Raw genomic sequence first — 13,428 nt, forward strand, 5'->3', positions numbered from 1 at the left:
CCGGTCATTGTCGAGCCTCCCTTCGCCGGCATGATCCGGATCAGGTGTGACGGTAAGGGCAGGTCCTCGCGGCTGTGCCCACTCTCAGCCCCGCTCCCGGGACTCCCGTGTCTGGTGATTCTCTGCGCTCCACGCTAGCGCGCTAGCGTCTCGGTGTGCAGCGTCCCATGGATAGACGACTCTCCGTCCTGGCCACCGCGCGGCTGTATCTGTGCACCGACGCGCGCCGCGAGCGCGGCGACCTGGCCGAGTTCGCCGACGCCGCCCTGGCCGGCGGCGTGGACATCATCCAGCTGCGCGACAAGGGGTCGGCCGGCGAGCAGCGGTTCGGGCCGCTGGAGGCGCGCGAGGAACTGGCCGCCTGCGAGATCCTGGCCGACGCCGCCCGCCGGCACGGCGCCCTGTTCGCGGTCAACGACCGCGCCGACATCGCCCGCGCGGCAGGCGCCGACGTGCTGCACCTCGGGCAGGGGGACCTGCCGCTGGACGTCGCGCGCGACATCGTCGGTCCGGACGTGCTGCTCGGGCTCTCCAGCCACAGCGCCGACCAGGCCGGCGCCGCGGCCGTCAGCGAAGCGGACTACTTCTGCGTCGGCCCCTGCTGGCCGACGCCCACCAAGCCGGACCGCGCGGCGCCGGGCCTGGGACTCGTCCGCGCCGCCGCCGGGCTCGGGACCGACAAACCGTGGTTCGCGATCGGCGGCATCGACGCGCAGCGACTGCCCGAGGTGCTCGACTCCGGCGCCCGCCGCGTGGTGGTGGTGCGAGCGATCACCGCGGCGTCCGACCCGCGGGCGGCCGCCCGGCGGCTCAGTTCGGCGCTGGCAGCAGCGAGCTGATCCGTCGGCTCAGCTGCGACGGAACCTCGTCGGCGTCACCCGGCATGCACCACACGAAGACGCCGGCCTCGACCTCGATCGTGCGGGGCAGATACTGCCGGCGTTCGTCGCCGTGGCCCAGCGGCAACAGCGCCGGCGCGGTGCGCAGCCGTTGCCAGCTGGCCGCGAAGCCCGGATGCAGCGGCAGGTCGGCCACCTCGTCCTCGGCCACCCACCGCATTTCCGCGCTCTCCCGGTTCGGGACGGTGTGCAACAACTCGTCGGCGTCGGCGACGACGGTCGTGTAACTCCACCGCGTGCCGCCGATCCCGGCGACCTCGGCGGTGACCAGCGTCGCGCGCACGGCGAGCCGGTCGACGAGCAGCCCGGCCTCCTCGTTCGCCTCGCGGACCGCCGTCTGCTCGGGCGTCTCGTGGCTGTCCCGGGCCCCGCCCGGCAGCCCCCAGGTCCCGCCCTGATGGCTCCACACCGCCCGATGTTGCAGCAGCACCGCGGGCGTGCCGTCGGCTTGCGGGGCGCGCAGCAAAAGACCGGCGGCGCCGTACCGACCCCAGTAATGGGCGCCGCGCTCCGAGATCACCCAACCGTCGCCGTCGCCCTGCACGGATCAAGGATAGGCAGACTTGGTTCTTGGCGGTCTTCGGCGCGTCGGCAATTGCGTCGGCCTCCACCCATCCACCCGAACATGCTCTTAGACTTCGCTTATAGAGGTCCGTGCAGCGAAATCCAGTGGCCAAGAGATGAGGGCTGATCAGACGTGACGGTTGAGCTGGCGCATCCGTCGACCGAGCCGCAGGGATCGCGGTCACCGGCCGAACCAGCCCATCCCCGCTGGTGGTTCATCTCCACGACGCCGGGCCGCATCCTGACCATCGGCATCGTGCTGGCGGCCCTCGGCGGGATCAGCGCCTTCGCCACCTCGACCACCATCAACCACCGGCAACAGGTGCTCACCACGGTGCTCAACCACACCGAGCCGCTGTCGTTCGCGGCCGGGCGGCTCTACACCACGCTGTCGGTGGCCGACGCCGCCGCGGCCACGGCGTTCATCGCCGAAGCCGAACCGCCGCCCGTGCGGCAGCGCTACGAGCAGGCCATCACCGACGCGGCCGTGGCCGTGACCAGGGCCTCCAGCGGGCTCACCGACGAGCCGCAGGTGCAGCTGCTGGGCCGGATCAACGCCCAGCTGGCCGTCTATACCGGCCTGATCGAGATCGCCCGAACCAACAACCGGGCGGGCAACCCGGTCGGTTCGTCGTACCTGTCGGAGGCATCGGGGCTGATGCAGTCGACGATCCTGCCCGACGCGGCGCGGCTGTACCGGGCCACCTCGGAGCGGGTGGACGTCGAAACCACGGCGTCGACCCAGATTCCGGCGCCGGTCATCATGGTCGTCGGCACCACCGTCGTCTTCGGCGCCTTCTCGCATCGCTGGCTGGCCCGGCGCACCCGGCGCCGCATCAACCCGGGCCTGGTCGTGGGCGCTCTCGCTATCCTCGTCATGGTGGTGTGGGTCGGGACTGCGCTAACCATCTCTACGACGGCAAGTCGTAGCGCGAAGGACACCGCCGCGGAGTCCCTCAAGACCGTCACCAACGTCGCGATCACCGCCCAGCAGGCGCGCGCCGACGAGACGCTGTCGCTGATCCGCCGCGGGGACGAGGAGAAGCGCAAGCAGTCGTTCTATCAGCGGATCGACTCGATGCACCGCCAGCTCGACCAGTACATGTCCCGCAGCGACGCCGTGGACAAACCGGACCTCGAGGGCGCCGACCAGCTGCTGCTGCGCTGGCGTCAGGCCAATGACCGGATCAGCTCGTACATCTCGGTGGGGAACTACCGCGCCGCCACCCAGGTCGCGCTGGGCAGCAGCGAGGAGGATTCCACCCCGGCGTTCGACAAGCTGGAAGACGAGCTGGTCAAGGCCATGGACCAGGGCCGCATCCACCTGCGCAACGACGTCATCAACGCGCGCAGCGGGCTCTCCGGCGCCCAGGTGGGCGGCGTGGTGCTCAGCCTCGGGGCGGCCATCGCGGTGGCTCTGGGCCTGTGGCCGCGGCTGAAAGAGTATCGATAATGATCCGCCTGCCCCTGCTGCGCCGGGCGTGCACCGTGGCCGCCACGGTTTGCGTGCTGGCGGGTTGCGGGCACACGGAATCGCTGCACGTCGCCAGCGTCCCGACGTTGCCGCCGCCCACCCCGGTCGGCATGGAACAGCTGCCGCCGCAGCCGCCGCTACCGCCCGACGGCCCCAATCAGGACTGCGACCTGACGGCCAGCCTGCGGCCCTTCCCCACCAAGGCCGAGGCCGACGCCGCGGTCGCCGACATCCGCGCGCGCGGCAGGCTGATCGTCGGGCTCGACATCGGCAGCAACCTGTTCAGCTTCCGCGACCCGATCACCGGCGAGATCACCGGATTCGACGTCGACCTGGCCGGCGAGATCGCCCGCGACATCTTCGGCGCGCCGTCCCACGTCGAGTACCGGATCCTGTCGTCGGACGAGCGGGTCACCGCGCTGCAACGCGGCGAGGTCGACATCGTGGTCAAGACCATGACCATCACCTGCGACCGGCGCAAGCTGGTGAACTTCTCCACCGTCTACCTCGACGCCAACCAGCGCATCCTCGCCCCGCGCGACTCGTCGATCGTCAAGGTGAGCGACCTGTCGGGCAAACGCGTCTGCGTGGCCAAGGGCACCACCTCGCTGCACCGCATCCGGCAGATCGACCCGCCCCCGGTCATCGTGTCGGTGGTCAACTGGGCCGACTGCCTGGTCGCGATGCAGCAGCGCGAGATCGACGCCGTGAGCACCGACGACTCGATCCTGGCCGGGCTGGTCGAAGAGGACCCCTACCTGCACATCGTCGGCCCCAACATGGCCACCCAGCCCTACGGCATCGGCATCAACCTGAACAACACTCCCCTGGTGCGGTTCGTCAACGGGACCCTGGAAAGGATCCGCCGCGACGGCACGTGGAACACGTTGTACCGCAAGTGGTTGACCGTGCTGGGCCCCGCGCCGGCCCCGCCCACACCGAGGTATCTGGACTGATGGCCGAGCCGGACAAGCACTCCGAGAAGCCGGAATCGGGCCCGGAAGCGGTGGAAGACGTGAATCCCGGCACCCAGCCGGCGGAGGTCCAGACCGGCGCCTCGACGGGGCGACTGCAGGCCACGCAGGCGCTGTTTCGACCGGACTTCGACGATGACGACGACGACTTTCCGCACATCGCGCTGGGCGCCCTGGACACCGACACCGGCGACCGCATGACGGTGGCGACGCGGGCGCTGCCCGCGGTCCGACAGCTCGGCGGTGGACTCGTCGAGATCCCGCGGGGACGTGACATCGACCCCCGCGAAGCGCTGATGACCAACCCGGTGGTCCCCGAGTCCAAGCGCTTCTGCTGGAACTGCGGGAAGCCGGTGGGCCGGTCCAGCAAGAAGAGCAAGGGCACGTCGGAGGGCTGGTGCCCGGCCTGCGGCAGCCCGTATTCGTTTCTGCCGCAACTCAATCCCGGCGACATCGTCGCCGGCCAGTACGAGGTCAAGGGGTGCATCGCGCACGGCGGGCTGGGCTGGGTATACCTGGCCGTCGACAAAAACGTCAACGACCGGCCGGTCGTGCTCAAAGGCCTCGTCCACTCCGGCGACGCGGAGGCGCAGGCGATCGCGATGGCCGAACGGCAGTTCCTGGCCGAGGTGGTCCACCCGCAGATCGTGCAGATCTTCAACTTCGTCGAACACAAGGACCAGCACGGCAATCCGGTCGGCTACATCGTCATGGAGTACGTCGGCGGGCAGTCGCTCAAGCACGGGAAGGGCGAGAAACTTCCGGTCGCCGAGGCCATCGCCTACCTGCTGGAAATCCTGCCCGCGCTGAGCTATCTGCACTCCATCGGCCTGGTCTACAACGACCTGAAGCCGGAGAACATCATGCTCACCGAGGAGCAGCTCAAGCTCATCGACCTGGGCGCGGTGTCGCGGATCAATTCGTTCGGATACCTTTACGGCACACCGGGTTTCCAGGCGCCCGAGATCGTGCGCACCGGCCCGACGGTCGCCACCGACATCTACACGGTGGGCCGCACGCTGGCGGCGCTCACGCTCAACCTGCGCACCCGCAACGGCCGCTACGTCGACGGCCTGCCCGAGCACGACCCGGTGCTGGCCACCTACGACTCGTTCCACCGGTTGCTGCGTCGCGCCACCGATCCCGACCCACGTCGCCGGTTCGCCAGCACCGAGGAGATGTCGGCGCAGTTGATCGGCGTGCTGCGTGAGGTGGTGGCCCACGACACCGGGGTGCCGCGGCCCGGCCTGTCGACGATCTTCTCCCCCAGCCGCTCCACGTTCGGGGTGGATCTGCTGGTCGCGCACACCGACGTCTACCTGGACGGGCAGGTCCATTCGGAGAAGCTGACCGCCCGCGAAATCGTCACCGCACTGCAAGTGCCGCTGGTCAATCCGGCCGACGTCGCCGCGTCGGTGCTGCAGGCGACGGTGTTGTCGCAGCCGGTGCAGACCCTGGACTCGTTGCGCGCGGCCCGGCACGGGACGCTGGACGCCGACGGCGCCGAGCTGTCCGAGTCGGTCGAGCTACCGCTGATGGAGGTGCGCGCGCTGCTGGATCTCGGCGACGTCGCCAAGGCCACCCGCAAGCTCGAGGACCTGGCCGAGCGGGTGGGTTGGCAGTGGCGGCTGGTCTGGTACAAGGCCGTGGCCGACCTGCTCACCGGTGATTACGATTCGGCCACAACACATTTCACCGAGGTGCTGGACACGTTCCCGGGTGAGCTCGCACCGAAGCTGGCGCTGGCCGCCACCGCCGAGCTGGCCGGCGACGTCGACGAGCACAAGCATTACGAGACGGTGTGGAAGACCAACGACGGCGTGATCTCGGCGGCCTTCGGGTTGGCCAGATCGCTGTCCGCGGAAGGTGATCGGGCCGCCGCGGTGCGCACGCTGGACGAGGTGCCGGCCACCTCGCGGCACTTCACCACCGCCCGCCTGACGAGTGCGGTGACGCTGCTGTCCGGCCGGTCCAAGAGCGAGATCACCGAGGAGGACATCCGGGACGCGGCGCGGCGGGTAGAGGCGCTGCCGCCCACCGAACCACGCGTGTTGCAGATCCGCGCGCTGGTGCTGGGCTGCGCGATGGACTGGTTGGAGGACAACAAGGCCAGCACGAATCACATCCTGGGCTTCCCGTTCACCGAGCACGGGCTGCGGCTGGGCGTCGAGGCGGCGCTGCGCAATCTGGCCCGCGTCGCCCCCACGCAGCGGCACCGCTACGAGCTGGTGGACATGGCCAACCGGGTGCGGCCCACGAGCACGTTCTGAGGTATTTGCGGGTTTGCCGGTTTGCGCCGCCTGGCGGTTTTCCCGCGTCGGTCTTTCCCGCGTCGGCCCTTCGCGCGTCGGCCTTTCCCGCGTCGGCCTTTCCCGCGTCGGCCCTTCGCCGTCGAGTGTGAATCCTGGGCGTTCAGTGTGAACCCTGGGCGGCGACACGCCGACAAACCCCGACGTGGGTTCACACTGAAAGCCGTGAGTTCACACTCAAAGTCGGTGATTCACAGTCGATTTAGCCGGGGCCTCGCGGACCCGGCGTCAGCCCGTCCGGCGGCTTGCCGTCGCGTGGCCCGCCCTGTGCACAGACGCACTCGCCGACCGTGGTTGACGTGCAATCGTTCGCGGCATGAGACGAGTGCCGTTCATCGGCAGCGAGGAGTTGGCGTCGGGAAGTCTCAGCCGCCACCAGCTGCGGATGTCCTACCGAGCGGTGTTTCCGAACGTCTACGTGCCGACGCATGCCGAGGTGCCGCTCGAATTGCGCATTCGGGCGGCCTGGCTGTGGTCGGGGCGGAGGGCGGTCATCGGCGGAGCCGCCGCGGCCGCGCTGCATGGCGCCCAGTGGATCCCCGACAACGTCCCGGTCGAGCTGATACACACCAACACTCATCCTCCCCGCGGCGTGCTGACACGCCGGGAAACGCTGTGCGCCGGCGAGACCCAGACCCGCGACGGGCTCGCCGTCACCACTCCGGAGCGGACCGCTTTCGACATCGGACGGCGCGGCGCGGTGCGCTCGGCCGTGGTGAGGCTGGACGCGCTCGCCCGGGCAACGGGTTTCAAGGTCGACGACGTGCTGGATGTTGCGGCGGCGCATCCTCGCGCACCCGGCGTGCGGCGATTGGAGGTCGCGCTCGACCTGGTCGACCCCGGCGCTCAGTCCCCCAGGGAGAGCTATCTGCGACTGCTCCTCATCGACGCCGGCCTGGCCCGGCCGCAGACGCAGATCCCGGTGCTGGGCGCCGACGGCCTACCGTTCGCCTACCTGGATCTGGGCTGGGAGGAATCGCTGGTGGCTGTCGAGTACGACGGCGATCACCACCGCACCGACCGGCGCCAATTCGTCAAAGACCTCCGGCGCATGGAGATGCTCGAGGAGATGGGCTGGACCATAGTCCGGGTGGTCGCCGAGGATCGCCCGGCCAGCATCCTGCGCCGGGTGCGCGAGGCGCTCGCGAAATCGAGTGTGAACCTGGGGCTTTCGGTGTGAACCTACGGCGTCGATTATCGGCTTGGGCTCAAGGGGTGATTGCAACACTTCGTAGTTAGGGGTGTTGATGACGGGTCAGCCTCAGTTGTTGTCGGTGCAGCGCTGAACTACCCCAGGTTTAGTTCCTACTCGGTTGCGAGGGCCGGGGTCGGCTGGCTCGCATGGTGTGAGGTGCCGGTGAGGGCGGCCTCGTACTCGGCGGGTGGAACGTAGCCGAGGCCTTCGTGCAGGCGTTCCTGGTTGTACCAGGCCACCCATTCGGCGGTCGAGAGTTCGACATCATCGATGCACCGCCAGGGCTTGCCGCGGTTGATGAGCTCGGTCTTGTAGGCGGCGTTGACCGCTTCAGCGAGGGCGTTGTCATAACTATCGCCACGCGACCCGACCGAGGGCGCGATCCCCAGTTCAGCCAGCCGGTCGGTATAGGCCAGCGATAGGTACTGGGATCCGCGGTCGGAATGATGAACCAACTCGGATAGATCGGTATTCGACTGCCACACAGCGTGATTGAATGCTTGAAGTGGGAGGTCTTCGGTGCGCATCGTGGCCGAGACCGCCCAGCCAACGATCTTCTTCGTGCACGCATCAGTGACGAACGCGGTGTAACAGAACCCCTGCCAGGTCCGCACGAACGTGATGTCGGCGACCCATAGCCGGTTCGGTGCAGCAGCCCGGAATTGGCGGTTGACCAGATCGGCCGGCCGGATCGCGGCCGGGTCGCTGATCGTGGTGAACACCGGCTTGCCCCGCTGGGCGCCGCGCAACCCGGCCTTGCGCATCAACCGGCGGGTTTGTTCACGGCCCAGCTGCCAACCACGCCGTGTCATCGCCGCGTGCATCTTCTTGACCCCATACACCGAGTAATTCTGCCGGTGCACCGCCTCAAGGTCGGCGATCAGCTGCTCATCGCGGATCTCCCGGTCCGACGGTGGTCGGGTCCGCGCGGCCCGATAACCCCGCGAGGTGAGGAATCCGGGGATAGCTGCCCGCAGCACTCGGCAGATGAGCTCGACCCCGAACTGATCGCGATGAGCATCGATGTAGGCGATCATTTCGTCGCGGGGCGGTCGAACTCCGCGGCAAAAAACGCAGACGCTGACTTCAAAATCTCGTTAGCCCTGCGCAGTTCAGCGTTCTCGCGCTTGAGCTTACGGATCTCGGCATGCTCAGAGCTGGTCATGCCCGGCCGTTCACCAGCATCGACTTGGGCCTTGCGTCGCCACCGACGCACCGACTCCTCCGAAATATTGAGTTTGCTGGCCACAGACTTTATGGCCTCGAACTCCGACACTTCCGAGGCTTCCATCACAGTGTCCAACAACCGCAACGCACGCTGCCGAAACTCCGGCGAATACTGACGGGGCATAGCTTCCAATCCTCCTATAACGGATCGGAACTAAACCCGGGGTAGTTCACGCCGGTATTGGGAGTTGATCGCGTCCGGGGTGTCCTCGGAGGACGCCGGGGTTGCGGTCGGCGTGTCGGCGACGTGCGGCGGCAAGTGGTTTCGCAGGTTTGGTGGTGTGAATCCGCGATGGTTAGCCCCTCAGGGGCAGAAACGGCCGCGGTTGTCGGCTGATGAGCGTGAACAGATCATGATCGGCGCCGCTCAGGGCGAATCGATTCGCTCGATGGCAGCCCGGTTGGGCCGGGCCCCGTCGACAGTCATGCGCGAGATCGCCAACAACGGCGTCATGCGGGGGTATGTGGGCCGTTATCGTTCTCGTTACCGCTTCGGAGCCCGCCGAGCGGGCGTGGATGCGAAATCGGGCTATTCGGCGCGGATTGCTCAGCTTCGCAGCGAGCAGCGAGCGCGCCGGCCCAAGATCGGCAAGCTGGGTCGCTGCCCTGCGTTGCGTGATCAGGTGCAAGCGTGGTTGGTCAAGAAGTACAGCCCGGAGCAGATTGCCGGGATGTTGGCCACGACGTATTCCGACCGCCCGGAGATGCAGGTGTCCCACGAAACCATCTACAAGGCGCTCTACGTGCAAGGACGCGGGGAGCTACGCCGCGAGCTGACTAAGTGTTTGCGGACCGGGCGGGCATTGCGCAAGCCACGGGCCAGAGTCGGCGCCCGTAGCGGCTGCGGCCGAATTCCGGGCATGGTCAACATCAGTGAGCGGCCCGCTGAGGCCGCTGACCGCGCGGTGCCCGGGCACTGGGAGGGTGACTTAATCCTGGGCAAAAATCAACACTCTCAGATCGGCACCCTGGTCGAACGTTCCACCGGGTTCGTGCAACTGCTGCACCTGCCCGCCCGTCGCGACCCTGAGACGGTGGCTGATGCGATGATCGCCACCATCAAAACCCTGCCCCAGGCATTGCGGCGCTCGCTGACCTGGGACCAAGGCCACGAAATGTTGCGCCATGCCCGCATCAGTATCGACGCCGGCATCGACATCTACTTTTGCGATCCACACTCACCCTGGCAGCGCGGCAGCAACGAAAACACCAATGGCCTATTGCGCCAATACTTTCCGAAAGGCACCGACTTATCCGTGCACTCGGCCGACTACCTCGCCGAAGTCGCCGCTGAACTCAACGAACGCCCACGCAAACGCTTCGGCTGGGACAGCCCCGCCCAAGTCCTCAACCGGCTACTGTCAAACCCGCCACAAACCACTGTTGCAACCAAACCTTGAAACCACCCGGCGTGTCGCCGCCGACGGTTCACGATCAAAGCCCAGGATGCACACTCGACGCCCGCTAGGAGCCCGCCAGCACGTTTACGCAGTCGCGGGCGATGGCGAGCTCTTCGTTGGTCGGGATCACCAGGACGGCGATCGGCGAATCGTCGGCGGAGATCTGCCGCGCACCCCTCCCGCCACCGAGATTGCGGCGCTCGTCGAGCACGATGCCCAGCTCCTCCATGCCGGCGACCGCGTCGCGGCGCACCGCCGCGTCGTTCTCGCCGATCCCCGCGGTGAAGCTGATGACGTCGGTGTGCCCCAGCACCGCCAGGTAGGCGCCGACGTACTTGCGCAGCCGATGCGTGAAGACGCTGTAGGCCAATTGCGCTGACTCGTCACCGGATTCGATCATCGTTCGCAGCCGGCGGAAGTCGCGCTCACCGGACAGGCCCAGCACCCCGGATCGCTTGTTGAGCATGGTCTCGATGTCGTCGACGCCCATCCCGGCGGTGTGGGACAGGTAGCTGACGACGCTGGGATCGATGTCCCCGCTGCGGGTGCCCATCACCAGCCCCTCCAGCGGTGTGAGGCCCATCGAGGTGTCGATCGGCCGGGTGCCGGCGATCGCCGAGGCCGAGCAGCCGTTACCCAGGTGCAGCACAATCTGTTTCAAGTCGCCGGGCGGCCTGTCCAGGAAGGCGGCGGCCTGCTCGCTGACGTAGCGGTGCGAGGTGCCGTGGAACCCGTACCGGCGGATCTGATGCCGCTGCGCCAACTCGCGGTCGATGGCGTAGGTCGCGGCAGCGGGCGGCAGGTCGTGGAAGAACCCGGTGTCGAAGACCGCGATGTGCGGAATGTCGGGCAGCAGCCGCCGGGCGACCTCGATTCCCTTGAGCGAGGGAGGGTTGTGCAGCGGCGCAAGGTCTGACAGTTCGCCGAGCCGGGCGATCACCGCGTCGTCCAGCGGGGTGGGCTCGTAGAAGGCGTTGCCGCCGTGCACCACTCGATGGCCGACCGCGACGACGCCGCATGTCTTGAGGTCGATGCCGTCGTCGGCCAGCGTGTCGAACGCGCGGCGCAGCGCGGCGTCATGGTCGGGGACGGGAGACCCCTCCTCGCCAATGCGTTCCACGAGGCCGGTCGAGAGCGCCGTGCCCGAATCGGGATCGACCAGCTGAAACTTCACCGACGACGAGCCGGAGTTGATCACCAGCACCAGGCGCGCGCTGCTACTTCCCATCGGGGCCGCCTTGTGCCTGAATCGCGGTGATGGCAACGGTGTTCACGATGTCCTCGACCAGCGCGCCCCGCGACAGGTCGTTCACCGGCTTGCGCAGACCCTGCAGCACGGGTCCGATGGCGAGGGCTCCGGCGCTGCGCTGGACCGCCTTGTAGGTGTTGTTGCCGGTGTTGAGGTCGGGGAAGATCAGCACCGTGGCGCGCCCGGCCACCGGCGAGTCGCGCAGCTTGGTGGCCGCGACCGACGGTTCGATCGCCGCGTCGTACTGGATGGGGCCCTCCACCGGCAGGTCGGGGTTGCGCTCTCGCACCAATTGCGTTGCCGTTCTGACCTTGTCGACGTCGGCACCGGAGCCGGAGTCGCCGGTCGAGTAGGACAGCATCGCGACCCGCGGTTCGATGCCGAATTGTGCGGCGGTGCGCGCCGAGGAGATTGCGATGTCGGCCAGCTGCTCCGGTGTCGGATTGGGGATGATCGCGCAATCGCCGTAGGCCAGGACACGATCGGGCAGGCACATCAGGAAGATGCTGGACACGGTGGACACGTCCGGGACGGTCTTGATGATCTCGAACGCGGGCCGCACGGTGTGCGCGGTGGTGTGGGCGGCGCCTGACACCATGCCGTCGACCATCCCGTTGTGCACCATCATGGTGCCGAAGTACGTTGTGTCGCGCATGATCTCGCGGGCCTGCTCGACGGTGCCCCCCTTCGCCTTGCGCAACTGCGCATACTGGTCGGCGAACTCGTCGCGCAGCCGGCTGGCGCGCGGATCGATCACCGTCACGTCGGCCAGGTCCACCCCGAGTTCGCCCGCGCGCTGGCGGATTTGGGCCTCGTCGCCGAGGATGGTCAGGTCGGCGACGCGGCGTTGCAGCACCCGCCCGGCCGAGCGCAGGATGCGGTCGTCGTCGCCCTCGGGCAGCACGATGTGCCTGCGATCCGAACGCGCCTGCAGGGTCAGCTGATGGATGAACATCTGCGGCGTGGTCACGGTGGGGATCGGAATGGCAAGCTGCGCCAGCAGATCGGTGATGTCGACGTGGCCGTCCATCAGCTCGACCGCGGTGTCGATCTTGCGTTGCGACGCCGCCGTGACCCTGCCCCGGGCGGTGGCCGCCGCGCTGGCGGTGTCGTAGGTGCCCAGCGCGGTGGCGACGATCGGCAGCCGCAGCCGCAGCCCGGCGACCAGGGCCGCGATGGACGGGTGCAGCTCGAAGCCGCCGTTGAGGACGATGCACGACAGGGACGGAAACCCTTCCGCGGCATGGGCGCTCGCGACGGCGAGCACCACGTCCGAGCGGTCGCCGGGGGTGATGACCGCCATGCCGTCGCGCAGCCGTTCCAGGACGTGGTCGGCGGTCATCCCGGCCACCATCACACCGGTGACCTCGCGTTCGCGCAGCGACTCTTCGCCGCTGACCGGCGTCCCGCGCACCGCGCTCTGAAGCTCGGCCACCGTCGGCGCCGACAACAGCGGTTCGTCGGGCAGGACGTAGCTGCGCAGGGACGACGGCCGCAGCGCCTCGTCCAACTTCTTCCGGATGGCGTCCAGCTCGGCCGGTTCGCAGCGGTTGGCCACCACCGCCGCGGTGTGGGCGTGCTGAGCGTCCAGCTCGGCCAGGCACACCTTGACGACGTCGGCCACCTCACCGGCGGTGCGGCCCTTGCCGCTGACCGTCAGCAGCAGCGGCGCGCCGAGGTTGACCGCGATGCGCGCGTTGGTGGAAAGCTCCGCGGGTCGAATCGCCTGTCCGAGTTCGGAATAATCGCTGCCGACGATCACCACGACGTCGCACTTCTCGGCGACGGCGTGGTAGGCGTCGACGATGGCGGCGATCGCCGCGTCGCCGTCCGCGTGCAGCTGCTGGTAGGTGACGCCGACGCATTGCTCGTACGACAGGCCCGCCGTGGTGCGCGACAGCAGCAGTTCCAGGATGTAGTCGCGATTTTCCAGGTCCTGCGGCGACCCGCTGCGCCCGGCTTCGCCGCGTTGGCGATCGCCGCCATCTGAACGCGTAATGGGCCGGAACACACCGACTTTCGCCACCGTCGCGGTCAGCCGGTGCAGGAGGCCCAGCGCGATCGTCGACTTTCCGGTCTCCGGCTCGGGCGCGGCGATGTAGATCGCCGTTGCGGCGCCCGAGACCACTCGTCCGCC

10 protein-coding genes, 1 riboswitch and 1 other annotated feature are annotated in these 13,428 nt (G+C 68.2%); of the genes, 6 read left to right on the forward strand and 4 right to left on the reverse strand.

From position 1 onward, the window contains the following. A riboswitch (TPP riboswitch) is annotated at positions 1-119 on the reverse strand. 48 nt (positions 120-167) lie between these two features. Next, the gene (gene thiE, locus OCU_RS47495; RefSeq protein WP_009952603.1) at positions 168-839 is read left to right on the forward strand and encodes a thiamine phosphate synthase; all 672 of its coding nucleotides are present in this window, start codon (positions 168-170) and stop codon (positions 837-839) included. Here the strand turns inward: thiE and OCU_RS47500 are convergent. Beyond that, positions 811-1,443 carry an NUDIX hydrolase gene (locus tag OCU_RS47500; protein ID WP_009952604.1) on the reverse strand — a complete coding sequence of 211 codons (633 nt, stop codon included), beginning with the start codon at positions 1,441-1,443 and terminating at the stop codon, positions 811-813. The two genes, thiE and OCU_RS47500, sit on opposite strands and share 29 nt — an antisense overlap. A 153-nt stretch (positions 1,444-1,596) precedes the next feature. On the opposite strand from OCU_RS47500, the gene glnX reads away from it, so the two are divergent. From glnX to OCU_RS47520, 4 genes are all read left to right on the forward strand, one after another. Continuing rightward, on the forward strand, positions 1,597-2,916 hold the full coding sequence (gene glnX / locus OCU_RS47505) for a protein kinase G-activating protein GlnX (RefSeq protein WP_008261439.1): 1,320 nt from the start codon (positions 1,597-1,599) through the stop codon (positions 2,914-2,916). Continuing rightward, entirely contained in the window at positions 2,916-3,893 is a 978-nt protein-coding gene (locus OCU_RS47510) for a glutamate ABC transporter substrate-binding protein (protein ID WP_009952605.1), read from the forward strand. Before glnX ends, OCU_RS47510 begins: the two co-directional genes overlap by 1 nt. Next, a complete protein-coding gene (locus OCU_RS47515; protein WP_014381286.1) occupies positions 3,893-6,181 on the forward strand; it encodes a serine/threonine-protein kinase PknG in 2,289 nt (762 codons plus the stop codon). Before OCU_RS47510 ends, OCU_RS47515 begins: the two co-directional genes overlap by 1 nt. Positions 6,182-6,536: 355 nt before the next feature. Next, positions 6,537-7,400: an endonuclease domain-containing protein gene (locus tag OCU_RS47520; RefSeq protein ID WP_036396584.1), complete on the forward strand. Its 864-nt coding sequence runs from the start codon at positions 6,537-6,539 to the stop codon at positions 7,398-7,400. A 125-nt stretch (positions 7,401-7,525) separates the two neighbouring features. Here OCU_RS47520 and OCU_RS47525 read toward each other — a convergent pair. Then, positions 7,526-8,766, reverse strand: a protein-coding gene (locus tag OCU_RS47525; RefSeq protein WP_371286260.1) for an IS3 family transposase whose coding sequence is annotated in 2 segments (ribosomal slippage) — positions 7,526-8,479 and positions 8,482-8,766 — 1,239 coding nt in all. Because the reading frame shifts where the segments join, the coding sequence is not laid out codon by codon here. Next, positions 8,374-8,491: a sequence feature (AL1L pseudoknot), on the reverse strand. It overlaps the preceding gene by 118 nt. Positions 8,767-8,830: 64 nt before the next feature. On the opposite strand from OCU_RS47525, the gene OCU_RS47535 reads away from it, so the two are divergent. After that, positions 8,831-10,042, forward strand: a complete 1,212-nt coding sequence (locus OCU_RS47535; protein WP_014381287.1) for an IS30 family transposase — start codon at positions 8,831-8,833, stop codon at positions 10,040-10,042. A gap of 64 nt (positions 10,043-10,106) precedes the next feature. Here OCU_RS47535 and OCU_RS47540 read toward each other — a convergent pair whose 3' ends face one another. Both OCU_RS47540 and pta read right to left on the reverse strand, forming a co-directional pair. Beyond that, positions 10,107-11,270: an acetate kinase gene (locus OCU_RS47540; RefSeq protein WP_014381288.1), complete on the reverse strand. Its 1,164-nt coding sequence runs from the start codon at positions 11,268-11,270 to the stop codon at positions 10,107-10,109. After that, the gene (gene pta, locus OCU_RS47545) at positions 11,260-13,419 is read right to left on the reverse strand and encodes a phosphate acetyltransferase (protein WP_014381289.1); all 2,160 of its coding nucleotides are present in this window, start codon (positions 13,417-13,419) and stop codon (positions 11,260-11,262) included. Before pta ends, OCU_RS47540 begins: the two co-directional genes overlap by 11 nt. Positions 13,420-13,428: the final 9 nt, after the last annotated feature.

Origin of the sequence: Mycobacterium intracellulare ATCC 13950 (assembly GCF_000277125.1) — a bacterium.
GTDB classification, from domain to species: Bacteria; Actinomycetota; Actinomycetes; order Mycobacteriales; family Mycobacteriaceae; genus Mycobacterium; species Mycobacterium intracellulare.